Genomic DNA, 25,430 nt, shown 5'->3' on the forward strand with positions numbered 1-25,430 from the left:
CACGATCGTGGTCGTGGACGACGCCTCCGAGGTCCGCCTGCTGGTGAAGACCCGCCTCCGCATGTCCGGGTTGCTGAGGGTCGTCGGTGAGGGAGCAGACGGAGCGCAGGCGGTAGCCCTGGCGCGCGAGCACCAGCCGGCCTTGATGCTGCTGGACGTCTCGATGCCCGGCATGGATGGGCTGGCGGCGTTGCCCCGGGTGCTGGAGGTCTCGCCCTCGACACGCGTCGTGCTGTACAGCGGCTTCGAGGAGCAAGGTCTGGCCGGTGAGGCGCAGCGCCTCGGCGCTGCGGCGTTCATCGAGAAGTCCTCACCCATCGACTCCCTCAGCGACCGCCTGCTGGACGTGCTGGCCCCGGACGAGCGGCCCGAACCGGCGGGCGGACAAGGGGCGCCCCTGGCTTCCGGCGGGCCACATGGTGTGCCCGCGGTCGACCAGCAGGTACTGGACGACCACGTCGAGCGGTTCCGGGAGGTCTTCGAGGAGGCCGCGATCGGCATGGCCACCCTGACCCTGACCGGCCGGCTGGTGCGAGGCAACCGGGCCTTGGCGGCGCTGCTGCGGCGCCCCGTCACGGAGCTGACCGGCCTGTTCTACGGACAGTTCACCGACGGACGGGGCGAGCAGGTCACCGCGGCCCTCGAGGAGATTCGCAGGCGCCCCGTGGACATCGTCCAGCTGGAGCATGGGCTGGCCGGCGCCGCCGATGACCGACGAGTCCGCGCGATACTGGCGCCCGTCCGGGACTCCTTGGGCAGGGTCCTGTACCTGTTCCTGCAGGTCCAAGATGTCACCGCCGAACGAGCGGCAGTCGAGCAGCTGCGCAAGAGCGAGGAGCGGTTCCGGCTGCTGGTCGAGGCGGTGGAGGACTACGCGATCTTCATGCTGGACCCGACCGGTCATGTCGTCAGCTGGAACAGCGGCGCGCAACGCAGCAAGGGTTACACCGACGAGGAGATCATCGGGCAGCACTTCCGGGTGTTCTACCCGCCCGAGGCCCAGGCTCGGAGGCACCCCGAACACGAGCTGGAGCTGGCCCTGCGCGACGGCCACTACGAGGAGGAAGGCTGGCGCGTCCGCAAGGACGGGAGCCGCTTCTGGGCCAACGTCCTCATCACGGCGGTGTTCAACGAGGTCGGCGAGCACATCGGGTTCGCCAAGGTCACCCGGGACAACAGCGAGCGTCGCCGGCTCGAACAGGAACGGGAGCACGCGGTACAGGCACTGGCGTCGACCAACGCCGAGCTGGAGTCCGCTAACGCCCGGCTCGAGCAGGTCGCCCAGGACCAGGCACAGTTCCTGGCCGTGACCGCGCACGAGCTGCGGACTCCCGTCGGGGTTCTCGGCGGCTCCGCGGAGACCCTGACGCGGCACGGGGGCGATCTCACCGACGAGGAACGCGCCGATCTCCTGGAGGCGATGGAAACCAGCAGCCGTCGGCTCCGGAGACTGTTGGCTGACTTGCTGACTGCATCCCGGCTGCAGGCGAGCTCCCTCGAGATTCACCCGGCACCGATCTCGGTCAGCGACATCGTCGCGGAGGCGGTGACCACCGTGTCTCGTACGACGTCCGATGCGGAGATCCTCGTCGAGACGCCCGCGGACCTGGTGGTGTACGGCGACCGGGACCGGCTCGGCCAGGCCGTGGACAACCTGCTCGCCAACGCCCTTCGTCATGGCACGCCACCGGTCCGGATCACCGCTCGCCGCGGTTCCGGTCGGGTGGAGATCCGGGTGAGCGACCACGGCTCCGGCGTGACCGCCGAGGCACAACCCCGGCTGTTCAAGCGTTTCGCCACCGGACGCAGCAGCGGTGGCAGCGGTCTAGGCCTCTTCATCGTGCGCGAGCTCGCCCGCGTTCACGGCGGCGAGGCCTTCTACGAGCAGGGTTCCCCGCAGCAACCGAGCGGTGCGTTCGTGATCAGCCTTCCCAGCGGAGACGGGCCCTCCGATCCGCATCCGGGCGACCCGCCAGGAACAGGCTGAACCGCACCGGTCCACGATGGACAGGTCGGTCTGCTCCGGGTGGTCGGTCGGCTGCGCTGTGCCTAGGCTGCGGGAATGGGGATCCGTGTCCTGCTGGTCGACGACGTCGTCGACGTGCGCCGCCTGGTACGCACGGCACTGCGCGTTCGCGGCGGGTTCGAGGTGCTGGGCGAGGCCGGCGACGGCAGTGAGGCCGTTCGACTCGCCGAGTCCCTGCAACCGGACCTGGTCGTCCTGGACCTCGGCCTTCCCGACATCGCGGGGCGCGACGTGCTCACCCATATCCGTGACGTGTCCCCGGTGTCGAAGGTGGTCGTGTTCTCGGGGGCCGACACCCCTGACCGGTCCTGGATCACGGAGCGCGTCGATGGGTTCGTCCTCAAGGACAGCGATCTGGAGTACTTGGTCGACCTATTGGAGTCGGTGGGGCAGCGGCGCGACAACGAGGCGACGCTCGACCTGCCACGGGCGTCGACGAGCGCCGGCGCTGCGCGACGCTTCGTCACGCAGATCGTCACGGAGTGGAAGCTGGAGCAGCTTCTCGACGACGCCGTACTGGTCGCGAGTGAGCTGGCCACGAACGCGGTCACCCACGCCGACTCGTCCTGCCGGATCAGGCTGTCGCTCAGCCCGGCCGCCTTGCGGATCGACGTCATCGACGAGGGCGCCGGGACCCCCGACCCGCGGGCCGCCGGCTCGACGGACGAGCACGGGCGCGGCCTGCTGCTTGTCGCTGCACTCACCACCGCCTGGGGACTCGAAGTCCTGCCTGGTGACGGCAAGCTGGTGTGGGCCGAGCTCACGCGACCCACCTGAGCCCGCGAAAACCGCCTTTACGAGCGGCAGCGCGCGCGTACCGTGAAGTGACGGCCGCATTCGGGAGGCGCGATGGACATCCTGACGAGAGCAGACCTGGACGACCTGGCCCGGCAGAACGACGCGAGCGCGCACGTCTCGCTGTTCCTGCCGACCCACCGCCTCGGGTCCGAGGACCGCACCGACCCGGTGCGCTGGAAGAACCTCCTCACCAGCACCGAGTCGGCGCTCGCGGACCGGGGCCTGCGGCGTGGGGAGGTCGAGGAGCTCCTCGCTCCCGCGCGGATGCTGCAGGAGGACGCCCTGGCCTGGCAGCACATGAGCGACGGCCTGGCGATGTTCCTCCGCCCGGGCTGGCACAGCAGCTACCGGGTACCGGTCTCGCTCCCGGAGCTCGCCACCGTGGGGGAGCGGTTCGTGACCGGTCCGCTGATGCGGGTGGTCACCCGGGACAGCCATTTCCTGCTCCTGGCGCTGAGCCAGCGTCATGTGCGCCTGTTCGAGGGGAACATGCAGCGCCTCGAGGAACTCGAGCTGCGCGATGTGCCTGGCAGCTTGCGCGCGGTGGTCGAGGCGCCGCAGCCCCGCGCGGACTCGATGGCACGCACGCTGTCCTCCGGCGGCCGCGGCGGCGGACGGGCGGTGTTCTACGGCTACGGCGCCGCCGACGGGAACTTCAAGAAGGAGGAGATGCACGAGTTCCTGCGACAGGTCGCGAACGGCCTGGGGGAGTACCTCCGCGGCGAGAGCCTGCCCATGGTCCTCGTGGGGCTCGCCGAGACGGTGGCGGCGTACCGCGCGGTCAGCACCTACCCGCACGTCCTCGAGGAGGAGGTCCGGACCAACCCCGACCAGCTCGGGCCGGAGAAGCTGCACGAGGCGGCGTGGCCGGTGATCGAGGTCGCCCTCGACGGCGAGCGGCTCCGCGCGATGGACCGGTTCGGTGCGCTGCACGGCACCGGCCAGGCCTCGGACGAGACCGCGCAGATCGCGGAGGCGGCGACGCAGGGCCGGGTCGACACGCTGTTCGTCGCCGCCGAGCCGTGGTGCTGGGAGCAGGTCACCGACGGCGGCCGGGTCGTCCAGCTCGGCATGGACGAGGCGTTCGCCCCGTGCGAGCAGCTGGACCGTGCCATCACCGACACCCTCTCGCACGGCGGTCAGGTGTACGCCGTACAGGCGGCCGAGGTCGCCGGCGGGGGCACCGCCGCCGCGAGCTTCCGCTACTGACCGGCGGAGGGGGGAACGCGGTGGACACCGAGTCGATGATCCGGACGGCGCAGGCGCTGGTGTCGCCCGGTAAAGGCATCCTGGCCGCCGACGAGAGCACCCCGACGATGGCCAAGCGCCTCGCGGGGGTGGGTCTGGAGTCGACCGAGGAACGGCGCCGGGCCTACCGCCAGATCCTGTTCACGACCGCCGGGATCGACGCGGCCGTCAGCGGCGTGATCCTGTTCGACGAGACCATCCGCCAGCAGACCGACGACGGCACCCCGTTCGTGGAGGTGCTGCGACGGCAGGGCGTGATCCCGGGCATCAAGGTCGACGGCGGGACGCGGCCGCTCGCCGGCTTCCCGGACGAGGTGGTCACCGAGGGCCTCGACGGGCTGCGCGGGCGGTTGGAGGCGTACGCCGCCCTCGGCGCCCGCTTCGCCAAGTGGCGCGCGGTCATCCGGATCGGCGACGGGCGCCCGACGTCCACCGGCGTCGAGGCGAACGCCCACGCGCTGGCCCGCTACGCCGCGCTCGCGCAGGAAGCGGGCCTGACCCCGGTCGTGGAGCCCGAGGTGCTGATGGACGGCACGCACACCCTCGAGCGCTGCGCGGAGGTCACCCTGGCGACGATCCGCGCCGTGTACGAGCAGCTCGGCCGCCATCGGGTCGTCCTGGAGGCCAGCCTGCTCAAGCCGAACATGGTGCTGGCGGGCAAGGCGTGCCCGGTCCAGGCCAGTGACGAGGAGATCGCCCGTACGACGATCGCGGTGATGCGGCAGACCGTGCCGGCGGCGGTGCCGGGGCTCGTGTTCCTGTCCGGCGGCCAGACCGACGAGCAGGCCACCGCCCGCCTGGACGCGATGAACCGGCTGGCGCCCCAGCCGTGGGAGCTGAGCTTCTCCTTCGGCCGCGCGCTGCAGGCCCCGGTCCTCCGTGCCTGGGCCGGTGACCGGGCCAACGTCGGCGCGGCGCAGGCCGCCCTGCTCCACCGCGCCGAGCTCAACGGGGCCGCCCGCCGCGGCTGCTACGAGCCCGCGATGGAGTGACGGCAGGGCGCGGGACGGGGCCGGGGTGCGCCGCGGCCGGTGCGCCACGAGCGCACACGTGTGCCGTTGTGACACGTCGGCGCCCGAGAACCGTGTCACAACAGCACACCTGTGCCGCTGTGACGGCCCGGGCCCGCCCGGGGACCCGGTCAGGCGCGCAGCGCGGCCATCCACTCCTCGATGTCCGTGATGTCGCGGGGCAGCGCCTCGGACAGGTTCCGCGCGCCGTTCTCGGTGACCACGATGTCGTCCTCGATGCGGATGCCGATGCCGCGCAGCTCCTCGGGGACGAGCAGGTCGTCCTCCTGGAAGTACAGGCCGGGCTCCACGGTCAGCACCATGCCCGCCTCGAGGTCGCCCTTGGGGTAGATGTCCGTCGACGCCCGGGCGCAGTCGTGCACGTCCATGCCGAGCATGTGGCTGGTGCCGTGCAGCGTCCAGCGGGCGTAGACCTTGCTGTCGGGGGAGAGCGCCTCCTCCGCGGAGACCGGGAGCAGCCCCATGTCCTCCAGCCCGTGCGCGATCACGTGCATCGCGGCCTGGTGCGCGGCGAGGAACGGGGCGCCGGGCCGTACGGCGTCGATCCCCGCCTGCTGCGCGGTCAGCACGAGCGTGTACAGCTCACGCTGCACGGGGGAGAAGGTGCCGTCGACCGGGATCGTGCGGGTCACGTCGGCGGTGTAGAGCGTCGACGCCTCGACGCCCATGTCGAGCAGCACCAGGTCGCCGGGCGTGATCGGACCGCTGTTGTCGATCCAGTGCAGGGTCGTCGCGTGCCGGCCGCCGCCGACGATCGAGTCGTAGCCGATGTCGTTGCCCATGGCCCGGGCCCGGCGGAAGAACGTGCCCTCGATCCAGCGCTCGCCGTACTTGAGCACGTTGTCCCACTCGCGGACGCTGTCGGCGAAGCCGAGGGTGGTGACGTCGCAGGCCTCCTGGAGCTGCTCGAGCTCCCAGGAGTCCTTGACCAGCCGCATCTCGCTGAGCACCCGGGCGAAGTCCTCGTCGCGGACGTCGTCCCCGGCGACCGCACGGTCCACCGCCGCGTCGGCGCCGCGCAGCACCCGGGTCTTGCCGGAGGCCCGCAGCCGCTCGGGCAGCTCGTCGATGTGGCGGCAGGGGAGGCCGAGCGAGGCCTCCATCTCGCGCAGCGAGGGGCGGCGGCCGGCCCACAGCTCGCCGTACTGCCGGTCGCGGAAGAACTCGTCGGTGTCGCGGGAGGACCGGGGGCGCGCGTAGAGCGTCGACTCGCCGTCCTCGACCACGAGCACCGCATCGGTGGTCTGGTTGCCGCTCAGGTAGGTGTGCGCGGTCTCCGGGCGGAACCGGTAGTCGGTGTCGTTGGACCGGACCTTGAACGTCCCGGCCGGCACCACCAGTCGCTCGCCGGGAAACATCTCCGCCAGCCGGGCACGACGGGCGGCGGCCCACGGCGCCACCGGGTGCGCGGGCAGGTCCAGCTCGCGGTCGCCCCAGCCGGTGCGCATGAACGCGGCGTACGCCTCCGGCACGGCCGGGTCGTGGCTCTCGGTCCTGGGCTGGGAGTCCGTGCCCTCGGGCGGGGTCGCCGTGTCCGCGGGGGTGGGCTGCGTGGGAGATTCGGTGTTGTCGCTCACACGCGCACTCTACGACCCGTCGCGCGCCGCCCGCGACGCGATCAGGGCGTGCCGTCCTTGGCTAGGCTTCCGTCCATGAACGGGGCCGGCGCGGGACAGGGGCAGTACGGCGCCCCGCCGCCCGCACCCGTCCTCCCGCCTCCGGCGGGCAGGAGCCGCCAGGGCGGGGCGGCGTTCACCGTCCTGGTCTCGGTCGCGATGCTCCTCGGCGCCGGCGTGATGGCGCTGGTCCTGCTGGGCTCCGGCGCGCCCGGCGCGCTCGTGGTGGGCACCCTGCTCGCGGCGCTCCCGGTCGGCCCGCTCGTCGCCTGCTTCCTGTGGCTGGACCGCTACGAGCCCGAGCCGCGCGGGCTGATCCTGCTCGCGCTCGGCTGGGGCGCCCTGGTCGCCACCGCCGCCGCGCTGGTCCTGCAGCTGGTGGGCCAGTTCGCGTTCGACCGGCCCGAGACGTTCACCGCCGCGATCTCGGCGCCGGTCTCCGAGGAGGCCGTGAAGGGCCTGTTCGTGGTGCTGCTGCTCGTCGCGCGGCGGCACGAGATCGACGGGGTGCTCGACGGGATCGTCTACGCCGGCATGGTCGGGATCGGGTTCGCCTTCACCGAGAACATCCTCTACCTGGCCGCGGCGTACATGGGTGGCGACGGCGCGGGCCCGGGCGGCATCGAGGGCGCGACGGGCACGTTCGTCGTACGCGGGGTGTTCAGCCCCTTCGCGCACCCGTTCTTCACGGCGGCCACCGGGATCGGCGTCGGCGTGGCCGTGGTGACCCGCAGCCGGTTCTGGCGCGTGGCCGCGCCGCTGCTGGGGTACTCGGTGGCCGTGCTCTGCCACGCGCTCTGGAACGGCACCGCCTACTTCGACGGCGGGCAGCTGTTCCTGCTCACCTACCTGTTCCTGATGGTCCCGGCGTTCCTGCTCACCGCCGGGTTCGCGGTCTGGGCGAGCACCCGCGAGGGCCGGATGCTGGCCCGGGCGCTCACCGACGCCGCCGACCGGGGCTTCCTCGCACGCCACGAGGTGCCCTGGCTGGTCCGGGTCGCGGGCCGGCGCGCCGCGCGCTCGCACGCCCGCGCGCAGGGCGGTGCGCCCGCGCTGCGGGTGATGCGGGAGTATCAGCAGCAGGCCATCGAGCTCGGCTTCCTGCACGACCGGTACCTGCGCGGCACCGCGCCGGCCGACTTCGCCCGCCGGGGGCAGGCGAAGGTGGAGCGGATGGCCGTGCTCCGCCCCCACGTGGTGTTCCCCACCGCGGCTGGTACAACTTGGACGACCCAACCTCGACGAGAAGGTGGACGGTGACCGCGCCCGCGAGCACGACGGACATGATCACGGCGCTGGTACGTCTGCGTGAGGCCCTGCACGGCGCCGCCCTCCCGCTCGACGTACCCGGAGCCGCCGCCCAGCGCACCGCGCGCACCGAGATGGTCGACCAGATCGAGGACTACGTCCTGCCCCGGCTGGTCCAGATCGACGCGCCCCTGCTGACCGTCGTCGGCGGGTCCACCGGCGCCGGCAAGTCGACCCTGGTCAACTCGTTGGTCGGCCGCCGGGTCACCGAGCCCGGCGTGCTCCGCCCGACCACCCGGTCGCCCGTGCTCGTGCACAACCCGGTCGACGCGGACTGGTTCGACCACTCCCGGATCCTGCCCGACCTGGCCCGCACCACCGGCGCCACCGGCGACCCGGGCGCGCTCCAGCTCGTGGCCAGCGACACCGTGCCGCCGGGCCTGGCGATCCTCGACGCCCCCGACATCGACTCGGTCGAGGAGCGCAACCGCACCCTCGCCGCGCAGCTGCTCGCCGCGGCCGACCTGTGGCTCTTCGTCACCTCCGCCGCCCGGTACGCCGACCAGGTCCCCTGGGGCTTCCTCAAGGCCGCCGCCGAGCGGAGCACCGCAGTCGCGATCGTGCTCGACCGGACCCCGGCCGACGCCGTGGACGAGGTCGGCGGCCACCTGGCCCGGATGCTCACCACCCGCGGCCTGCGCGACTCGCCGCTGTTCACGGTCACCGAGGGCGTCGTCGACGACGACGGGCTGCTGCCGGCCGAGTCGGTGGCGGAGATCCGCGGCTGGCTGCACCTGCTCGCCGCGGACGCGAACGCCCGGGCCGCGGTCGTGAAGCAGACCCTCGACGGCGCGGTCCGCAGCCTCGCCCGCCGTACCCACCTCGTCGCCGACGCGGCCGCCGAGCAGGCCACCGCGGTCGCCCGGCTCCGCGAGGACGTGGACCGCGCCTACGACGACGCGGTCACCAAGGTCGACGAGGCCTCGGCCGACGGCACCCTGCTCCGCGGGGAGGTGCTCGCGCGCTGGCAGGAGTTCGTCGGCACCGGCGAGCTGCTCCGCTCCCTGGAGACCCGGGTCGGCTGGCTCCGCGACCGGATCGTCAACCTGGTCAAGGGCCAGCCGCAGCAGGCCCAGAAGGTCACCGTCGCGGTCGAGTCCGGCCTGGAGACGCTGATCCTCGAGCACGCCGAGAACGCCGCGGAGCAGGCAGCCCGGTCCTGGCGCTCGACCGAGGCCGGCCAGCACCTGGCGGAGGACTCCGGACGCGACCTCGGCCGCGCCTCCCGCGACTTCCGGGCCCGCGCGGAGCGGTCCGTGCGCGACTGGCAGCAGGACGTGCTCGACATGGTCCGCCGCGAGGGCGCCCAGAAGCGCTCCACCGCGCGGTTCCTCGCCTTCGGCGTCAACGGCCTCAGCGTGGCGCTGATGATCGTGGTCTTCGCGCACACCGCCGGGGTCACCGGGGCGGAGGCAGGTATCGCGGGCGGCTCCGCGGTGGTCGGCCAGAAGCTGCTCGAGGCGGTCTTCGGCGACCAGGCGGTACGCCGGCTCGCCGACAACGCGCGGACGTCCCTGCGGACGCGCGTGGAGGAGCTGCTCGACGCCGAGCGCGCCCGCTACCTCGAGGTGCTCGACGACCTCGCGGTCGACCCCGACACCGCGGAGAACCTGCGCGCGGTCTCCCGCCGGATCGACGACCTGCGCTTCGCGTCCCAGCTGGCCCCCACCTCCGCCGAGGAGAGCTCGTTGCAGGAGATCGCCCCCGACGACACCGTGGGCGCGGAACGTCCCGGCGGCACCCCCGGGAGCGGCGCGTGACCGCCCTCGTCGAAGGCGCCAAGAAGCTCGTCGGGCGCGGCTCCTCGGACGTCGCGGTCCGGGTCGAGGGCCTGGAGCGGGCGGTCACCGCGGGCCGCGGCCGGCTCGACGACGGGCTGGTCGACGACGCGGCCGGGGTCGTGGAGCGGGCCGGCACCCGGCTCAAGCTCTCCGCCGAGCACACCGTCGTCGCACTCGCCGGGGCCACCGGGTCCGGCAAGTCCTCGACCTTCAACGCGCTCACCGGGCTCGACCTGGCCGCGGTCGGCGTGAGGCGGCCCACCACGTCATGGACGATGGCCTGCACCTGGGGCGCCGAGGGGTCCGGGGAGCTCCTGGACTGGCTGGGCGTGCCCAAGCGGCACCAGGTCTCGCGCAACAGCATGCTCGACGCGCCGGTCAGCGACGACCGCGACCTGCAGGGCCTGGTCCTGCTCGACCTTCCCGACCACGACTCGACCGAGGTCTCCCACCACGTCGAGGTGGACCGGCTGGTCCGGCTCACCGACATGCTGGTCTGGGTGCTCGACCCGCAGAAGTACGCCGACGCGGCGATCCACGACCGGTATCTCCGGCCGCTCGCGTCGCACAGCGACGTGATGCTGGTCGTGCTCAACCACATCGACGAGGTCCCCGAGAACCGGCGCGCGTCGATGATCGACGACCTGCAGCGGCTGCTCGACGCGGACGGCCTCGCCGGCGTCCCCGTGATCGCCACCTCCGCCCGGCACGGCGACGGCATCCCCGAGCTGAAGCAGGCGATCGCCGCCCGGGTCGCGGCGAAGAAGGCCACCAAGGCGCGGCTGCTGGCCGACGTCACCGACGCGGCGCGGTCGATGCAGACGGTGAGCGGTACGGCGAAGCCGACCGACGTCGCGCGGGCCCGCAAGAACGAGCTCGTCGACGCGTTCGCCGACGCCGCCGGTGTGCCCACCGTGGTCCACGCCGTCGAGCAGGCCACCCGGGTCCGGGCCAACCGCGCCACCGGCTGGCCGGTCACCGCCTGGCTCGGGAAGCTCCGGCCCGACCCGCTGAAGCGCCTGCACCTCGACCTCGGCCGCGACGGCCGGCTGCTCACCGGCGCGGCCCGGGCCTCGGTGCCGGAGGCCTCGCAGGTGCAGCGGGCCCGGGTGGACACCGCCGTACGCGCGGTCGCCGACGACGCCGCCGCGGAGCTGACCCGGCCCTGGGTGGCCGCGGTACGCAACGCGTCCGTCTCCCGGCTGCCCGACCTGAACGACGCGCTGGACAAGGCGGTCTCCACCACCGACCTCGGCGTCTCGCGGACCCCGGTGTGGTGGCGGCTGGTGCGCGTCCTCCAGTGGGCGCTGATCCTCACCGCGCTCGCCGGCGGGCTGTGGCTCGGCGGGCTCGCGGTGATGGGCTACCTGCAGCTGCCCGCGCCGGAGACGCCGGACTACCGGGGCTTCCCGGTGCCGACGCTGATGCTGCTCGGGGGAGTGGCCGCCGGGATCGTGCTGGCGCTGCTGTGCCGGGTGCTGACCGGGCTGAGCGCGCGTGCGAAGGCGCGGTCGGCGGACCGGCGTCTGCGGACGGCGATCGGGGAGGTCACCGAGCGGCTGGTGGTCGAGCCGATCGAGGAGGAGCTGAACGCCTACCGCTCCGTCCGCGACGGCCTCCACACCGCCCTCCGCTGACCCGTCCCCCTCGTTTCGTTGAGGCGTCACTCGTTCGGCGTTGAGGCGTCAGTCGTGCGGTGTTGAGACGTCAGTCGGTCGGCGTCGAGACGTCAGTCGTGCAGCCGAGCGGGCCAGAAGCCGTCCCCAGGTACGGCGGCCGAAGGAACGGTCCCCAGCCGGGACCGGTCCGGTTCCCGTCGTACCCGGCCCGCGGGCAGCCTTGCGTCGTACAGCAACCCGACGCAGAGGAGATGCGACATGAGCGACACCTACGTGACCTTCCACGGCTGGGTGGGCAACGAGGTCACCCACCGGGACCCCAACGGCGTCAGCGTGGTCAACTTCCGGGTGGCCTCCACCCCGCGGATCAAGCGCAAGGGGGAGTGGATGGACGGTGACACCACCTGGTACTCCGTGAGCGCCTGGCGTGGCCTCGCCGACAACATCCGCGAGTCGGTCAAGAAGGGCGACGCGGTCATCGTGCACGGCCGGCTGCGCAGCGAGGCGTGGACCCGCGAGGACGGCCAGACCTCGACCACCCTGATCGTGGAGGCCAGCTTCGTGGGCCACGACCTCAACCGGGGCACGAGCAGCTTCCTGCGCTCGTCGCGACCGGAGCGCAACGAGGTCGACGTGCACGAGGAGATCGCCGACATGGTGCACCGCGGAGCCGACGACCTCACCCCGATGGACAGCTGGGGCAACCCGCGCGGCACGGAGAGCGACCAGCCGGCCGCCTGAGTGCGGCCTCCCGCTCCGGGGCGATTGGAGCGGGTGGGGTCCCCGGCCGTAGGCTCTCTGACTATGGCTGAGTATGTGTTCACGCTGCGCAACGTGCGCAAGGCCCATGGCGACAAGGTCGTCCTCGACAACGTCACCCTCTCGTTCCTGCACGGGGCGAAGATCGGTGTCGTCGGCCCCAACGGCACCGGTAAGTCCACGATGCTGAAGATCATGGCCGGGCTCGACCAGCCATCCAACGGCGACGCGACGCTCGATCCCGAGGCGACCGTCGGCATGCTCCAGCAGGAGCCGCCGCTGACCGAGGGCAAGACGGTGCTCGAGAACGTCGAGGAGGCGGTCGGCGAGATCAAGCACAAGCTCGACCGGTTCAACCAGATCTCGGAGGAGCTCGCGGACCCAGAGGCGGACTACGACAAGCTCCTCGCCGAGATGGGCGACCTGCAGTCCGACCTGGACCACGCCAACGCGTGGGACCTCGACAGCCGACTCGACCAGGCGATGGACGCGCTGCGCTGCCCGCCGCCGGACGCCCTCGTGGACAACCTCTCCGGTGGTGAGCGCCGCCGGGTGGCGCTGTGCAAGCTGCTGCTCCAGCAGCCCGACCTGCTGCTGCTCGACGAGCCCACCAACCACCTGGACGCCGAGTCGGTGCAGTGGCTCGAGGGTCACCTCGCCTCGTACCCCGGTGCCGTCCTCGCGGTGACCCACGACCGGTACTTCCTGGACAACGTCGCGAGCTGGATCCTCGAGCTCGACCGCGGCAAGGCGCACCCGTACGAGGGCAACTACTCGACGTACCTGGAGACCAAGAAGAGCCGGCTCCAGATCGAGGGCCAGAAGGACGCCAAGCGCGCCAAGATGCTCGAGCGGGAGCTGGAGTGGGTGCGTTCGAACCCCAAGGCGCGGCAGGCCAAGTCCAAGTCGCGTCTGGCCCGGTACGAGGAGATGGCGGCCGAGGCCGAGCGCAACCGCAAGGTCGATCTCGCCGAGATCAACATCCCGGCCGGTCCCCGCCTGGGCGACGTGGTCCTCGAGGCCGAGCAGCTCGAGAAGGGCTTCGGCGACCGGGTGCTCATGCACGACCTGGACTTCAAGCTGCCCCGCGCCGGCATCGTCGGCGTGATCGGCCCCAACGGCGTCGGCAAGACCACGCTGTTCCGGATGATCGTGGGGGAGGAGAAGCCGGACGGCGGCGAGCTCAAGGTCGGCCAGACCGTGAAGATCTCGTACGTCGACCAGAGCCGCGGCGGCATCGACCCGAACAAGAACGTCTGGGAGGTCGTCTCGGACGGCCTCGACTTCATCAAGGTCGCGAACTTCGAGATGCCGAGCCGCGCCTACATCGCGTCGTTCGGATTCAAGGGCCCGGACCAGCAGAAGCGGGCCGGCGTGCTCTCCGGCGGTGAGCGAAACCGGCTGAACCTGGCACTCACCCTGAAGATGGGCGGCAACATGCTGCTGCTCGACGAGCCGACCAACGACCTGGACGTCGAGACCCTGCAGTCCCTGGAGGACGCACTGCTCGAGTTCCCGGGCTGCGCCGTGATCACCTCGCACGACCGGTGGTTCCTCGACCGCACCGCGACCCACATCCTCGCCTGGGAGGGCGACGACGAGGACGAGGGCAAGTGGTTCTGGTTCGAGGGCAACTTCGCCGCCTACGAGGCGAACAAGGTGGAGCGGCTCGGCGCGGAGGCGGCCCGTCCGCACCGCGTGACGCACCGCAAGCTCACCCGCGACTGACGGTAGACAGCACGAGGCCCCGGCGATCACCGCCGGGGCCTCGTTGCGTGTTCAGGGCGTGACTACTGCTTCCGGGCCCGCTTGGCCTGGAAGGAGGCGTAGGCCTCCTTGGCGCGGCGCTGGTTCTCCGGCTTGCGCGCCTCGTCGTACACCTTCTTGGCGATACCGAGCTTGACTATCTTGCTGACGAGTCCCATGCCCATGACGGTAACGGATCCTCCCCAACCCGCCGTCATCGTGTCCGGACAGCGGCGGGAGGGCGCCTGCCGACCCACCGCTGTCCGGCGGGGCGGAGGCGCGAACCGGGGGGCGGGAGGCGGAGGCGAGCCCCGGAGGCGGTCAGCGGATGTCGGCGGCGGGGTTGGTGTCGATCAGCTTGTCGGTCACCGCGTTGAACACCCGGCCGACCGCGGCGAAGTCCTCGTCCCCGGCGAGGTCGACCAGGAACTGCCGGACGCCGGCGACATGGGTCGGCGCCGCGGACTCCAGGGCGGCCATGCCCTTGTCGGTGATCGATGCCTCCACGCCCCGCCCGTCGGACTCGCAGGCGGCGCGGCGTACCAGGCCCGCCTTCTCCAGCCGGGCGACGGTGTGGGTGACCCGGCTGCGCGAGTGGCTGACCGAGTCGGCGAGCAGCGCCATCCGCATCCGGCGGTCGGGTGCCTCCGAGAGCCGGACGAGGATCTCGTACTCGGGCATCGCGAGGTTGTGCTGCTCCCGGAGCTCGCGGTCGAGCCGGTCCATCAGCAAGGTGGTGCCCACCAGGTAAGCGCGCCAGGAGCGCTGCTGGTTCTGGTCGAGCCAGTCGGTGTCGGTCGTCTCCCCGTTCATGGGAATGATTCTACAAACCGCATGGTTGAACATTCAATGAAGGGCCTGCTAGGGTCTGGAGCAAGAAGTTGAAAACGCAATCACTTACCTCTCTGGAGCAGTCATGAGCATCGACGTAGCAGCGTTCCCCGGTCTCGTCGCCGGCACCTGGACCATCGACCCGAGCCACTCCGAGGTCGGTTTCACGGTCCGCCACCTGATGACCAAGGTCCGCGGTCAGTTCGAGAAGTTCGAGGGCGAGATCGTCACCACCGAGAACCCGGCCGACTTCAAGGCCACCGCCACCATCGACCTGAACTCGGTCAACACCCGGGACGAGCAGCGGGACGGCCACCTGCGGTCGCAGGACTTCTTCGACGTCGAGAACCACGGCCCGATGACGTTCCGCACCACCTCCTTCGACGGCGCCGTGGCGCACGGCGTCCTGACCGTCAAGGGCGTCACCAAGCCGGTCGAGCTCGAGGTCGAGTACCTCGGCGTGGACACCGACGCCTGGGGCAACACCCGGATCGGCTTCGAGGCCACCACCGAGATCTCCCGCAAGGAGTTCGGCGTGGACTTCCAGATCCCGCTCGACGGCGGCAAGTTCCTCGTCGGCGACAAGGTCTCGGTCCAGCTCTCCGTGCAGGGCATCCTGCAGACCGCCTGAGGCCACCAGCCGGTCCGTCGTACGACGCCTCTCCGGTACGGCGCCGTACGGCTCGGCCGCGCGAAAAGGCCCCCTGGGACTCCAGGGGGCCTTTCGCATGCCGAACGACTGACCTCTCAACGCCGAACGACTGACGCTTCAACGCCGAACGAGTGACGTCTCAACGCCGAACGACTGACGTCTCAACGAGTCAGCTGAGGCGCTCCAGGATCAGGGCCATGCCCTGGCCGCCGCCGACGCACATCGTGATCAGGCCGGTCTGCTTGTCGTGCCACTGCAGCGAGTTGATCATCGTGTTCTGCAGCCGCGCGCCGGTCATCCCGAACGGGTGGCCGACCGCGATCGCGCCGCCGTTCACGTTGAGCCGGTCCAGGTCGATGCCGAGGTCCTGGTACGACGGGACCACCTGCGCCGCGAACGCCTCGTTGATCTCGACCAGGTCGATGTCGTCGATGGTCATGTTCGCGCGGGCCAGCGCCTGCCGCGTCGCCTCGACCGGGCCGAGGCCCATGATCTCGGGGGAGAGGCCGGTGACGCCGGTGGACACGATCCGGGCGAGCGGGGTCAGCCCGAGCTGCTCGGCCTTGGTGTCGGACATGACCACCACGGCCGCGGCGCCGTCGTTGAGCGCGCAGCAGTTGCCGGCCGTGACCACGCCGTCGGGGCGGAAGACCGGGTCCAGGCCGGACACCGCCTCCAGGGTGACCCCGGCGCGCGGGCCGTCGTCGGCGGAGACGACCGTGCCGTCCGGGGTGGTCACCGGGGTGATCTCGCGGGCCCAGAAGCCGTCCTTGATCGCCTTCTCGGCCAGGTTCTGGCTGCGCACGCCGAACTCGTCGAGCTCGCGGCGGTCCAGCCCGCGGAGCCGGGCGACGTTCTCGGCGGTCTGTCCCATCGCGATGTAGGCGTCGGGGAAGTCGCCGCTCTCGCGCGGGTCCGTCCAGTCCTGACCGCCCTTGGCGAGCTCGGTGGTGCGGTCCTGCGCGTCGGCGAACAGCGGGTTCTCGGTGTCGGGGATGTGGTCCGAGGTGCCCTTGCGGAACCGCGACACCGTCTCCACGCCCGCGGAGACGAACACGTCGCCCTCGCCGGCCTTGATCGCGTGGAAGGCCATCCGGGTGGTCTGCACGCTCGAGGAGCAGTAGCGGGTGACGGTGGCGCCGGGCAGGTGGTCGTAGCCGAGCAGCACGGACACGACCCGGCCCATGTTGAAGCCGGACTCGCCGCCGGGCAGTCCGCAGCCGAGGTACAGGTCGTCGATGTCCTTCGGGTCGAGACCGGGCACCTTGTCGAGCGCCGCGCGCACGATCGCCGCGGTGAGGTCGTCGGGGCGCACGTCCTTCAGCGAGCCCTTGTTGGCCCGGCCGATGGGGGACCGGGCTGCGGAAACGATCACTGCCTCGGGCATGGAGGGACTCCGATCTGTCGGTGACGTGGGCGGCCGCCGGCGCCGTACGTCGACGACCCGTTCGACAGCCTAGAACGGATTCCAGCGACGCAGGGCGTGGGCAAGGCCACACCGGACGTCTGGCAGGATCGTCCCGTGCGCCACGTCTACTACTGTCCGCTCCGCTGGGCCGACATGGACTCGCTCGGCCACGTCAACAACGTGACGTACGTCGACTACCTCCAGGAGGCCCGCGTCGACATGCTCTCGGTGCACGCACCGGCGAGCGGCGGCGAGGAGCTCGCGGAGGGGGTCGTCGTCGTCCGGCACGAGGTGGAGTTCCGGGCCCCACTGCTGTTCCGCCCCGAGCCGGTCCGCATCGAGTCCTGGGTCACCGACATCCGGGCCGCCTCGTTCACGATGGCCTATGAGATCGTCGACGAGCAGCCCGACGGCGGCCGCCGGGTCTACACCCGCGCCCGCACCGTGCTCACCCCGTTCGTGTTCGCCCAGGAGCGGCCGCGGCGGATCCGGCCGGAGGAGAAGGAGGTGCTCGAGCGGTTCCTCGAGCCCTGGGACGAGTCGGAGGGCGCGCGATGACCCGGCACACCTACGACTGCCGCGTCCGGTTCTCCGACGTCGACGTCTACGGCCACGTGAACAACGTGAAGTACTTCGAGTACTACCAGGAGGCCCGCCTCGCCTACATGACCTCGCTCGGCCGCGAGGAGAACGGCGGCAGCTTCCGGGTCGTGGTGGCCCGGGTCGACGTGGACTACAAGCGGCCGATCCTGTTCCGCACCGAGCCGTACGCCGTGGAGACCTGGGTGACCCGGGTCGGCTCCTCCTCGTTCGCGCTCACCGCGGAGATCAAGGACGGCGACACGGTGCTGTCGCGCGCGGAGACCGTGCTGGTCGGCTTCGACCTGGACACCCAGCGGTCCCGGCGGCTCTCCGACGAGGAGCGGGAGCGCCTGCTCGCGGCCCTCGAGGCCTAGCCCGGATGACGTTCGACCTCGACCCGGACCGGGTGCACCTGAACCACGGCGCCTTCGGTGCGTTCCCGCGTGAGATCGCCGAGGAGCAGGCGCGCTGGCGTACGGCGGCCGGGCGCAACCCGCACGGCTTCCACCGGGTCGTCGCGGCCGGGGCGGTCGAGGACGCGCGGGCCGCCGCGGCGACGTTCCTGCATCTCGGCGCGGACGACGTCGCGCTGGTCCGCAACGTCTCCGAGGGCGTCGCCACCGTGCTCGCGGGCGTCGGCCTGCGTCCCGGGGACGAGGTGGTGGTCGGCGACCACGCCCACGGCGGGGTGCGGCTCGCGGTCGACGCCGCCTGCCGGCGTACCGGTGCCCGCGCGGTGGAGGTGGGGCTCCCGCTCGACGCGACCGACGAGGAGGTGGTCGCCGCTTTCGCCGGGGCGCTCACCGACCGCACCCGGCTGGTGCTGGTGGACCAGGTGACCTCGCTGTCCGCGACGGTGCACCCGGTGGCCGCGGTGGTCCGGGCGGTGAGGCGGACCGCTCCCGGTGCGCGGGTGCTCGTCGACGCCGCGCACGTCCCCGGCCAGGTCGACGTCGACCCCTCGGCGCTCGGTGTGGACTTCTGGACCGGCAACCTCTACAAGTGGGCGTTCACCCCGCGCGGGACCGGGGTGCTGTGGGTGGCCCCCGAGCACCGCGCCGGGCTGCAGCCGCTGGTGCCGTCCTGGGGCGCCGACGAGCCGTTCCCGAAGCCCTGGGACCACCCGGGCAACCAGGACTGGTCCGCGTGGCTGGCGATCCCGGCGGCACTGAGGTTCTTCGCCGACACCGGCGGCTGGGAGCAGGTACGACGCAACGCCGTCCTCGTCGCCGCGGGACAGCGCCATGTCGCGGAACGGCTGGGGACCGACCTGGCCGGCCTCCCGCACAGCCCGGCGCCGTGCATGCGGCTGGTGCGACTCCCCGACGGCGTGGTCACCGACGCCGCGAGCGCACGCGCCCTGTACGACCGGCTGAGCACGGAGCACCGGGTCGAGGTCGGGACGGCGTGGTTCCACGGCGCGCCGCTGGTGCGCTTCTCGGGGCAGGTCTACAACACCGAGGACGACTACACCCGGCTGGCCGACGCGCTGGTCCGCACCTGCCGCTAGCCCCGCTGGACCGCCCGCGGCGGCAAGCAGGACCCCGCTGGACCGCCCGCGCCGGGGAACAGGACCCCGCTGGACCCGCCTGCGCACGGGCGGGCGGCTCCGCTAGACCGCCCGGGCCAGGGAGAGCGCGAACCGGCCCTGCTCGTCGGTCCACCACGCGTCGAGGTCGAAGCCGGCCTCCTTGAGCTCGGCCTCCACGCCCTCGCGCCGGAACTTCGCGGAGATCTCCGTGCGGATCTCCTCACCTTCCTCGAGCCGGAGCCGCAGGTCCACCTCGGGGACCGCGGCCCGCATCACCCGGGTGGCCCGCAGCCGCATCTCGATCCACTCGTGCTCGGCGTCCCAGCGGGCGACGTGGGTGAACGCGTCGACGTCGAAGTCGGCGCCGAGCTCCCGGTTCAGCACGCGCAGCACGTTGAGGTTGAACTGCGCGGTGACGCCGGCCGCGTCGTCGTACGCCCGGACCAGCGTCTCGGGGTCCTTGACGAGGTCGGTCCCCAGCAGCAGCCACTCGCCCGGCTGCAGCACCTCCCGCACCCCGGCCAGGAAACGGGCGCGTTCCTCGGGCAGCAGGTTGCCGATGGTGCCGCCGAGGAAGGCGACCAGGCGCGGGGAGCCGCCCGGCAGCCGGCCGAGGTGCTCGGTGAAGTCGCCGACCACGCCGTGCACGCGCAGGCCGGGGTAGTCCGCCGCGATCGCGTCGACCGCCTCGCGCAGCGCGGACTCCGACACGTCGAGCGGCACGAACTCATCCAGCGTCCCGTGCGCGCGCAACGCGTCGAGCAGCAGCCGGGTCTTCTCCGAGGACCCCGACCCGAGCTCGACCAGCGCCCGGGCCCCGGTGCGCCGGGCGAGCTCGCCGGCCCGGGTCTGCAGGATCTCCCGCTCGGCGCGGGTGGGGTAGTACTCCGGGAGCCGGGTGATCTCCTCGAACAGCTCGCTGCCCCGGGCGTCGTAGAACCACTTCGGCGGCAGCGACTTCGGCTGCGTGCCGAGCCCGGACAGCACGTCCTGGCGCAGCGCCCGAGATGCGTGGTCGGGCGTGAGGTGTACGTCGATCACGGGCTGGTTCATCGCGGGTGCCTTTCGACTCAGGACAGGGGGCGGACGGTGGCGCAGGAGGCGTCCGCGACCACGAGGTGCTGGTCGGGGACGGGCTCCCACGCGGCGGGGTCGGGGCCGAACGGCTCGGAGGCGACCACGACGTGGTCGGCCGCCTCGCGCACGGACAGGCTGTGCCCCCACGTCGAGGCGGCGACCGTCTCGCCGTCGGTGAGCAGCAGGTTCAGCCGGGAGCCGGGCGCAGCCGTGCCGACCTCGGTGGTGACCGACTCGACCACCTTCTCCGGGGCGACCCCGTCGAGCAGCCGCCGGCGCACGAGCGCCCACAGAACGGCGCTGTCGGTGGGCGCGTCGAGCACCAGGAGGTCCGCGACCGGCAGCGCCGCGGCCAGCCGCTCCACCGACGCCGGCCAGCCGGCCACGACGCCGTTGTGGCTGAACAGCCAGCGGCCGTGCCGGAACGGCGCGCACGCGGTCTCCACCACCGGCATGCCGACTGTGCCGTTGCGGGCGGCGGCCAGGATCGCCGAGGACCGGGCCCGGCGCGCGAGGTCGGGGAAGCCGGCGTCGGCCCACATCGGCACGGCCCGGCGGTAGCGCAGCGCGTCGCCGTCCCCGTCGTACCAGCCGACCCCGAAGCCGTCGGCGTTCACGGTGCCGCTGCCGCGCATGTCCGCCGGCGCCCAGGTCTGCTCGAGCAGCCCGTGGCTCGGGTCGAGGACCACCTCGGCCAGCGGCACCGGCGCCCCGAGGTAGGCCAGGTGGCGGCACACGGTCAGGCCACCTCGTCGGGCCGGGCGTCGCGGGCGCAGCGGAAGCCGGCGAAGATCTGCCGCCGGATCGGGTAGTCCCAGTTGCGGAAGGTGCCGCGGCAGGCGACCTGGTCGGTGCCGAACGAGCCGCCGCGGAGCACCTTGTAGTCGGGGCCGAAGAACACCTGGGAGTACTCCGCGTAGGGGAAGACCTGGAAGCCGGGGTAGGGCAGGAAGTCGCTGGCGGTCCACTCCCACACGTCGCCGATCAGCTGCTGCACACCGAGCGGCGAGGCGCCCGCGGGGTAGGCGCCGGCCGGTGCCGCGCGCAGGTGTCGCTGGCCGAGGTTGGCGTGCTCGGTGCCCGGGTCGTCGTCGCCCCACGGGTAGCGCCGCGAGCGGCCGGTGGCGGGATCGAACCGGGCGGCCTTCTCCCACTCGGTCTCGGTGGGCAGCCGCTTGCCCGCCCAGGCGGCGTACGCCTCGGCCTCGTAGAAACAGACGTGGGTCACCGGCTCGTCCTCGCGGACCGGCTCCACCGACCCGAAGCGGGTGCGCAGCCAGCGGTCCCCGTCGCGGGTGAGGTACTTCGGACCGGTGAGCCCGGCCTCCCGCACGTGGCGCCAGCCGGCGGCGGACCACCACCGCGCCTGGTCGTAGCCGCCGGCCTCCACGAACCGCAGGTACTCGCCGTAGGTGACGCAGCCGGCGTCGATCACGAAGGCGTCGGTGTACGACGGGTGGGCGGGTCGCTCGTTGTCCAGCGCCCACGGCTCGGTGGAGGTGCCCATGGTGAACTCCCCGGCGGGGACGAGCACCTCGCGCGCGGCGAGCGGGGCGCGCGGGGCGGGGGGCTCCGGGGCCTGGAGCACCGGCGCGCCGACCCGGAGCTGGTGGGTGGCCAGCATGGTCTCGTCGTGCTGCTGCTCGTGCTGGGCGACCATGCCGAACGCGAACGCGTGCCGGGTCAGCCGGTTCCCGTCGAAGGAGGCGGTGTCGAGCACGTCGAGCACCTTGTCGCGCACCTCCCGCACGTAGCCGCGGGCCTCGGCGGGGCCGAGCAGCGGCAGTGTGGGCCGGGTGGAGCGGGCGTGCTTGAAGGCGTCGTAGAGCTCGTCGATGTCGGCACGGACCGGCTCGCGGCGGCCCACGTCGCGCACCAGCCAGAGCTCCTCCTGGTTCCCGACGTGGGCGAGATCCCACACCAGCGGGGACATCAGGGGGGAGTGCTGGCGGACCAGGTCGTCGTCGTCCACGGCGTCGGTGAGCGTGACACTGCGGTCCCGGGCGCGGAGCAGGTGCTCGGCGGCGTGGGTGCGGAGCTGCTCCGCGCCCAGCCCGGTCATCGGGTGGTCGGTCTCGGGTGCGGTCATGCGGGCGGCCTCCTCGCTGCGTTCGGGGCGGTGCGGCGCTGCAGGGTGTCGACCAGGTCGTCGGCCAGGCCGGGGGACAGGTCGGGGTCGAGGTGGTCCGCGGCCAGGTCGACGAGGTCGCGCGCGGCCTCGCGCAGGGTCGGGTCGTCCAGCCCGTGCCGCGCGGCGGCCAGCCAGCGGTCGGCGCAGTGCTCGGTCAGCTCGGCGGCCCGCTCCACGGTCCCGCGGCTCGACATCAGGGCGGCGAGCAGCACGGCCGGGTGATGCCAGGCGTCGGGCGGCTGCGCGTCGACGTACCGGACCTCGACGTAGCCGCGGGGGCGGACCGGGGGGAAGAGCGTGCTCAGGTGGTAGTCGAGGTCGTCGTACGTCGGCGCGGTCCCGAGCGATCCCGTCACCCACTCCGCGAACGTGGTGGGCCGCGGCACGTCCCAGCAGCGGCCTTCACGACGGACGCACAGCACCGGGGCGGTCATCGCGCTGCGCACCCAGGACCCGACCGGGTCGCCGCCGGGAGCCAGCGGGTGGGTGACCGGTGGACAGGTGCCCAGCGTCGCGCGGACCCGGTTCGAGGCCCAGCCGGTGTCGCGGCCGGCGACGACGGGGGAGTTGGCGAAGAGCGCGACCAGGGCCGGGCCGACGCTGTGCAGGGCGGCCCAGCGGGCGGGGGTGTCGGCCTCCTCGCCGGCGTCGAGGCAGACCTGGGTGCTCGCGGTGCTGCACATCATCGAGGAGCCCCAGGGGCCGATCCGGTCGAAGAAGGACTGCATCGCGGCGTAGCGCGGGACGTCGAGGATCCGGTCGGAGCCTCGGTGCGAGTCGATGCCGGTGGTGCCGCGGACCAGGCCGGCGGAGGCGAGCAGGGAGTCGAGGGCGGCGGTGTCGCGGGCCACCGCGTCGAGGAGGGCGCCGACCGAGTGGTCCGGCGCGGAGGAGATCTCGACCTGGCCACCGGGCTCGACGGTGACCTGGGAGCCGTCCGGCAGCGGGAGATGGGGGCTGCCCGGGGCGACGGTGGGGGGCGCGTGGTCGCCGAGCGCGTCGGCGAGCTGCGCGGGGTCGAGCGGACGTGCGGGGCTGTCGCGGTGGTGCACGGTCCACTCCAGCTCGACCCCGACCCGTTCGGGTGGCCCGTGCTTGAAGCAGACCATGGCGACGTAGGCCTCGGCGTCCCCCAGCGAGGGCACCGGCCTGGAGTCGACTGTGGTGCTGGTCACCACGACATCATGGCCGACGGAGCAAAACCCGCGCCATCACTCGTCGAAGGTGTTCACCATGAACTGGGCGGCGTGGGTGACGTAGTCCCAGAACTGGGCGTCCTGCTCCGCGGTGAGCCCGGCCTCGTCCAGACCGGCCCGGAAGTGCACCAGCCAGCGGTCCTTCGCGGCGGGTGACACCGCGAACGGCGCGTGTCGCATCCGCAGCCGCGGGTGGCCACGGTTGTCGGAGTACGTCGTCGGGCCGCCCCAGTACTGGCACAGGAACAGCGTGAACCGTTCCGCGGCCGGGCCGAGGTCCTCCTCGGGGTACATCGGCCGGAGCAGCTCGTCGGTGGCCACACCCTCGTAGAAACGGTTCACGATCTTCGCGATCGTCGGGTAGCCGCCGATCGCGTCGTAGAAGGTCTGCTCGCTGCTCACCGGTCCATTGTCCCCTCTCCGGCAAGTGCCCGGTTGACCCGGCTGCCATAGTCGAGACGAAAGCCACCGACGAGAAGGAGAAACACATGGCAGCCACCCGCACCGCCACCACCCGCTGGCAGGGCACGCTCTTCGAGGGCGCCGGCCAGGTCACCCTCGACTCCTCCGGTCTCGGCACGTACGACGTCTCCTGGCCCGCGCGCACCGAGGAGCCGGGCGGCAAGACCAGCCCCGAGGAGCTCATCGCCGCCGCACACTCGTCGTGCTACTCGATGCAGCTGTCGAACACCCTCGTGAAGGCCGGCGGCACGCCGAAGTCGCTCGACACCAAGGCCGACGTGACCTTCCAGCCCGGCCAGGGCATCACCGGCATCCACATCACCGTGGTCGGCACGGTCGAGGGGCTCAGCGCCGAGGACTTCCAGGCCGCCGCGGAGGACGCCAAGGCCAACTGCCCGGTGTCGCAGGCGCTCACCGGCACCACGATCACCCTGGACGCGTCGCTCGCCTGAGCGGGATCCGTCCCGGCGTGACCCGGGTCACCGCAGCACGCCCGCCGGCGCGGGTCAGCGCCCCTCGGAGGCCCCGGCAGTGTCCGGGGCCTTCGTCGTGTCCGCACCCGTGCCGTTCGGGGAGGCCGCGGCCCTGCCCGGCTGCTCGCGGTGCCACACGACGCGCTGGGGGAGCGGGATCTCGATGCCCTCGTGGTCGAAGCGGGCCTTGATCCGCTCGCGCATCTCGCGGGCCACCTCCCACTGCTCGAGCGGCGCGGTCTTCAGGGTCACCCGGACCACGACGCCCTCGGGGTCGAGCGACTGCACGCCCCAGACCTCGGGCTCCTCGATGATGACCTTCTTGAAGTCGTCGTCCTCCCACAGGTCGTGGGCGATCTCCTTGAGCAGGTTCTGCACGCGGTAGAGGTCCTCGGAGTAGCCGACCCGGATGTCGAGGACGCTGCGGGCCCAGTTCTGGCTCATGTTGCCGATCCGCAGGATCTCGCCGTTGCGGACGTACCAGACCGTGCCGTCCACGTCGCGGAGCCGGGTGACCCGGAGGCTGACCGCCTCGACGGTGCCGGAGGCGTACTCCGCGTCGATCACGTCGCCGACGCCGTACTGGTCCTCGAAGATCATGAAGATCCCGGACAAGAAGTCCTTGACCAGGCTCTGCGCGCCGAAACCGAGCGCGACGCCGATCACCCCGGCGCTCGCGATCAGCGGGGCCACGTCGTAGCCGAGCTCGGCGATCGACATGATCAGGATCATGGTGAAGATCACGCCGGTGACCACGCTCTTGAGCAGGGAGCCCATGGTCTTGGCGCGCTGGACCCGGCGGGCGGTGGCGGGGGAGCCGCTGACCAGGACCCGCTCGCCGGCCCGGCCGAGCTTGCTGCGGGTGAGCGCGTTCGGCATCACGCCTTCGGAGGCGCGGCTGGTGACCCGGTCGATCAGGCGGTGCAGCAGCCAGCGCGCGATCACGCCCAGCAGCACCAGACCGAGGATGGCGATGGGCTTGCCGATCACCCAGGCCGCGGCGACGGCCAGGGTGTCGTTCCTGGTCACGTTGTAGACGAGGTCGCAGGAGTTGCTCTGCACCCCGCTACAGACAGTGGCGTTGTCGAACAGGCTCATGCGTCGCAGGCTACGAGATCGCCTCTCGGCCGCCAAACCGGGTTCGGTACCCTTGAC

24 protein-coding genes are annotated in these 25,430 nt (G+C 72.2%); 14 read left to right on the forward strand and 10 right to left on the reverse strand.

From position 1 onward, the window contains the following. Window positions 1-13 precede the first annotated feature (13 nt). The 4 genes from K1X13_RS17670 (at window position 14) to K1X13_RS17685 (ending at window position 5,064) form a co-directional block, all read left to right on the forward strand. Complete coding sequence (locus tag K1X13_RS17670; protein ID WP_308249622.1) at window positions 14-1,987, forward strand: PAS domain S-box protein; 1,974 nt, start codon at window positions 14-16, stop codon at window positions 1,985-1,987. Window positions 1,988-2,062: 75 nt separating this feature from the next. After that, on the forward strand, window positions 2,063-2,803 hold the full coding sequence (locus K1X13_RS17675) for a response regulator (RefSeq protein ID WP_221026458.1): 741 nt from the start codon (window positions 2,063-2,065) through the stop codon (window positions 2,801-2,803). 72 nt (window positions 2,804-2,875) lie between these two features. Further along, window positions 2,876-4,033: a baeRF3 domain-containing protein gene (locus tag K1X13_RS17680; RefSeq protein ID WP_221026459.1), complete on the forward strand. Its 1,158-nt coding sequence runs from the start codon at window positions 2,876-2,878 to the stop codon at window positions 4,031-4,033. A gap of 20 nt (window positions 4,034-4,053) precedes the next feature. Continuing rightward, window positions 4,054-5,064: a class I fructose-bisphosphate aldolase gene (locus K1X13_RS17685; RefSeq protein WP_221026460.1), complete on the forward strand. Its 1,011-nt coding sequence runs from the start codon at window positions 4,054-4,056 to the stop codon at window positions 5,062-5,064. Window positions 5,065-5,213: 149 nt separating this feature from the next. Here the strand turns inward: K1X13_RS17685 and K1X13_RS17690 are convergent, their stop codons facing one another. After that, complete coding sequence (locus K1X13_RS17690; protein ID WP_308249623.1) at window positions 5,214-6,680, reverse strand: aminopeptidase P family protein; 1,467 nt, start codon at window positions 6,678-6,680, stop codon at window positions 5,214-5,216. Window positions 6,681-6,755: 75 nt separating this feature from the next. Between K1X13_RS17690 and K1X13_RS17695 the strand changes: the two genes are divergently transcribed. The 5 genes from K1X13_RS17695 to ettA all read left to right on the forward strand — a co-directional run bounded on the left by K1X13_RS17695 (window position 6,756) and on the right by ettA (window position 13,914). Beyond that, the gene (locus K1X13_RS17695; protein WP_221026461.1) at window positions 6,756-7,979 is read left to right on the forward strand and encodes a PrsW family intramembrane metalloprotease; all 1,224 of its coding nucleotides are present in this window, start codon (window positions 6,756-6,758) and stop codon (window positions 7,977-7,979) included. After that, complete coding sequence (locus K1X13_RS17700) at window positions 7,976-9,787, forward strand: P-loop NTPase family protein (RefSeq protein WP_221026462.1); 1,812 nt, start codon at window positions 7,976-7,978, stop codon at window positions 9,785-9,787. The genes K1X13_RS17695 and K1X13_RS17700 overlap by 4 nt, the downstream gene beginning before the upstream one ends. Next, window positions 9,784-11,445, forward strand: coding sequence for a GTPase (locus K1X13_RS17705; protein WP_221026463.1), 1,662 nt, complete (start codon window positions 9,784-9,786; stop codon window positions 11,443-11,445). Before K1X13_RS17700 ends, K1X13_RS17705 begins: the two co-directional genes overlap by 4 nt. A gap of 240 nt (window positions 11,446-11,685) precedes the next feature. Beyond that, window positions 11,686-12,168: a single-stranded DNA-binding protein gene (locus K1X13_RS17710; protein ID WP_221026464.1), complete on the forward strand. Its 483-nt coding sequence runs from the start codon at window positions 11,686-11,688 to the stop codon at window positions 12,166-12,168. Window positions 12,169-12,231: 63 nt separating this feature from the next. Then, window positions 12,232-13,914 carry an energy-dependent translational throttle protein EttA gene (gene ettA / locus K1X13_RS17715; protein ID WP_221026465.1) on the forward strand — a complete coding sequence of 561 codons (1,683 nt, stop codon included), beginning with the start codon at window positions 12,232-12,234 and terminating at the stop codon, window positions 13,912-13,914. A gap of 62 nt (window positions 13,915-13,976) precedes the next feature. Here ettA and K1X13_RS19500 read toward each other — a convergent pair whose 3' ends face one another. Continuing rightward, window positions 13,977-14,111 (reverse strand): hypothetical protein, encoded by a 135-nt coding sequence (locus K1X13_RS19500; protein ID WP_264082333.1) that lies wholly within the window; start codon window positions 14,109-14,111, stop codon window positions 13,977-13,979. Between the two features lie 142 nt (window positions 14,112-14,253). After that, window positions 14,254-14,745 (reverse strand): MarR family winged helix-turn-helix transcriptional regulator, encoded by a 492-nt coding sequence (locus K1X13_RS17720; RefSeq protein WP_221026466.1) that lies wholly within the window; start codon window positions 14,743-14,745, stop codon window positions 14,254-14,256. A 103-nt stretch (window positions 14,746-14,848) separates the two neighbouring features. Here K1X13_RS17720 and K1X13_RS17725 point away from each other — a divergent pair, with 103 nt between their 5' ends. After that, window positions 14,849-15,394 (forward strand): YceI family protein, encoded by a 546-nt coding sequence (locus K1X13_RS17725; protein ID WP_221026467.1) that lies wholly within the window; start codon window positions 14,849-14,851, stop codon window positions 15,392-15,394. Window positions 15,395-15,584: 190 nt separating this feature from the next. Here K1X13_RS17725 and K1X13_RS17730 read toward each other — a convergent pair whose 3' ends face one another. Further along, window positions 15,585-16,802 carry an acetyl-CoA C-acetyltransferase gene (locus K1X13_RS17730; RefSeq protein ID WP_221026468.1) on the reverse strand — a complete coding sequence of 406 codons (1,218 nt, stop codon included), beginning with the start codon at window positions 16,800-16,802 and terminating at the stop codon, window positions 15,585-15,587. 135 nt (window positions 16,803-16,937) lie between these two features. On the opposite strand from K1X13_RS17730, the gene K1X13_RS17735 reads away from it, so the two are divergent. Genes K1X13_RS17735 through K1X13_RS17745 form a run of 3 tightly spaced genes read left to right on the forward strand, consistent with a single transcriptional unit; the run spans window position 16,938 to window position 18,915 of the window. After that, complete coding sequence (locus K1X13_RS17735; RefSeq protein ID WP_308249624.1) at window positions 16,938-17,381, forward strand: acyl-CoA thioesterase; 444 nt, start codon at window positions 16,938-16,940, stop codon at window positions 17,379-17,381. Next, window positions 17,378-17,779: an acyl-CoA thioesterase gene (locus K1X13_RS17740; RefSeq protein ID WP_221026469.1), complete on the forward strand. Its 402-nt coding sequence runs from the start codon at window positions 17,378-17,380 to the stop codon at window positions 17,777-17,779. The genes K1X13_RS17735 and K1X13_RS17740 overlap by 4 nt, the downstream gene beginning before the upstream one ends. Window positions 17,780-17,784: 5 nt before the next feature. Further along, complete coding sequence (locus K1X13_RS17745) at window positions 17,785-18,915, forward strand: aminotransferase class V-fold PLP-dependent enzyme (protein WP_221026470.1); 1,131 nt, start codon at window positions 17,785-17,787, stop codon at window positions 18,913-18,915. A gap of 102 nt (window positions 18,916-19,017) precedes the next feature. Here K1X13_RS17745 and egtD read toward each other — a convergent pair whose 3' ends face one another. From egtD to K1X13_RS17770, 5 genes are read right to left on the reverse strand one after another with little or no spacing between them, the layout of a single operon-like run. After that, window positions 19,018-19,989: an L-histidine N(alpha)-methyltransferase gene (gene egtD, locus K1X13_RS17750; RefSeq protein ID WP_221026471.1), complete on the reverse strand. Its 972-nt coding sequence runs from the start codon at window positions 19,987-19,989 to the stop codon at window positions 19,018-19,020. Between the two features lie 17 nt (window positions 19,990-20,006). Next, window positions 20,007-20,750: an ergothioneine biosynthesis protein EgtC gene (egtC, locus tag K1X13_RS17755; protein WP_221026472.1), complete on the reverse strand. Its 744-nt coding sequence runs from the start codon at window positions 20,748-20,750 to the stop codon at window positions 20,007-20,009. A 2-nt stretch (window positions 20,751-20,752) separates the two neighbouring features. Continuing rightward, window positions 20,753-22,102: an ergothioneine biosynthesis protein EgtB gene (egtB, locus tag K1X13_RS17760; protein ID WP_225915340.1), complete on the reverse strand. Its 1,350-nt coding sequence runs from the start codon at window positions 22,100-22,102 to the stop codon at window positions 20,753-20,755. Next, window positions 22,099-23,319: a glutamate-cysteine ligase family protein gene (locus K1X13_RS17765; RefSeq protein WP_221026473.1), complete on the reverse strand. Its 1,221-nt coding sequence runs from the start codon at window positions 23,317-23,319 to the stop codon at window positions 22,099-22,101. The genes egtB and K1X13_RS17765 overlap by 4 nt, the downstream gene beginning before the upstream one ends. A gap of 36 nt (window positions 23,320-23,355) precedes the next feature. Further along, window positions 23,356-23,742, reverse strand: coding sequence for a globin (locus tag K1X13_RS17770; protein ID WP_221026474.1), 387 nt, complete (start codon window positions 23,740-23,742; stop codon window positions 23,356-23,358). Window positions 23,743-23,828: 86 nt separating this feature from the next. Between K1X13_RS17770 and K1X13_RS17775 the strand changes: the two genes are divergently transcribed. Then, on the forward strand, window positions 23,829-24,254 hold the full coding sequence (locus tag K1X13_RS17775; protein ID WP_221026475.1) for an OsmC family protein: 426 nt from the start codon (window positions 23,829-23,831) through the stop codon (window positions 24,252-24,254). A gap of 54 nt (window positions 24,255-24,308) precedes the next feature. On the opposite strand, the gene K1X13_RS17780 is transcribed toward K1X13_RS17775, so the two are convergent. Beyond that, complete coding sequence (locus K1X13_RS17780) at window positions 24,309-25,373, reverse strand: mechanosensitive ion channel family protein (protein ID WP_221026476.1); 1,065 nt, start codon at window positions 25,371-25,373, stop codon at window positions 24,309-24,311. Window positions 25,374-25,430 lie beyond the last annotated feature (57 nt).

The organism is Nocardioides jiangsuensis (assembly GCF_019679455.1).
Lineage (GTDB): Bacteria > Actinomycetota > Actinomycetes > Propionibacteriales > Nocardioidaceae > Nocardioides_C > Nocardioides_C jiangsuensis.

What these genes read in the sequence shown, in the direction of transcription:
- K1X13_RS17720 (WP_221026466.1), bottom strand. Translation starts at nt 14,745, where the DNA reads ATGAACGGGGAGACGACCGACACCGACTGGCTCGACCAGAACCAGCAG.
- ettA (WP_221026465.1), top strand. Translation starts at nt 12,232, where the DNA reads ATGGCTGAGTATGTGTTCACGCTGCGCAACGTGCGCAAGGCCCATGGC.
- K1X13_RS17730 (WP_221026468.1), bottom strand. Translation starts at nt 16,802, where the DNA reads ATGCCCGAGGCAGTGATCGTTTCCGCAGCCCGGTCCCCCATCGGCCGG.
- K1X13_RS17780 (WP_221026476.1), bottom strand. Translation starts at nt 25,373, where the DNA reads ATGAGCCTGTTCGACAACGCCACTGTCTGTAGCGGGGTGCAGAGCAAC.
- K1X13_RS17710 (WP_221026464.1), top strand. Translation starts at nt 11,686, where the DNA reads ATGAGCGACACCTACGTGACCTTCCACGGCTGGGTGGGCAACGAGGTC.
- egtB (WP_225915340.1), bottom strand. Translation starts at nt 22,102, where the DNA reads ATGACCGCACCCGAGACCGACCACCCGATGACCGGGCTGGGCGCGGAG.
- K1X13_RS17680 (WP_221026459.1), top strand. Translation starts at nt 2,876, where the DNA reads ATGGACATCCTGACGAGAGCAGACCTGGACGACCTGGCCCGGCAGAAC.
- K1X13_RS17675 (WP_221026458.1), top strand. Translation starts at nt 2,063, where the DNA reads ATGGGGATCCGTGTCCTGCTGGTCGACGACGTCGTCGACGTGCGCCGC.
- K1X13_RS17725 (WP_221026467.1), top strand. Translation starts at nt 14,849, where the DNA reads ATGAGCATCGACGTAGCAGCGTTCCCCGGTCTCGTCGCCGGCACCTGG.
- K1X13_RS17745 (WP_221026470.1), top strand. Translation starts at nt 17,785, where the DNA reads ATGACGTTCGACCTCGACCCGGACCGGGTGCACCTGAACCACGGCGCC.
- egtD (WP_221026471.1), bottom strand. Translation starts at nt 19,989, where the DNA reads ATGAACCAGCCCGTGATCGACGTACACCTCACGCCCGACCACGCATCT.
- K1X13_RS19500 (WP_264082333.1), bottom strand. Translation starts at nt 14,111, where the DNA reads ATGGGACTCGTCAGCAAGATAGTCAAGCTCGGTATCGCCAAGAAGGTG.
- K1X13_RS17775 (WP_221026475.1), top strand. Translation starts at nt 23,829, where the DNA reads ATGGCAGCCACCCGCACCGCCACCACCCGCTGGCAGGGCACGCTCTTC.
- K1X13_RS17695 (WP_221026461.1), top strand. Translation starts at nt 6,756, where the DNA reads ATGAACGGGGCCGGCGCGGGACAGGGGCAGTACGGCGCCCCGCCGCCC.
- K1X13_RS17740 (WP_221026469.1), top strand. Translation starts at nt 17,378, where the DNA reads ATGACCCGGCACACCTACGACTGCCGCGTCCGGTTCTCCGACGTCGAC.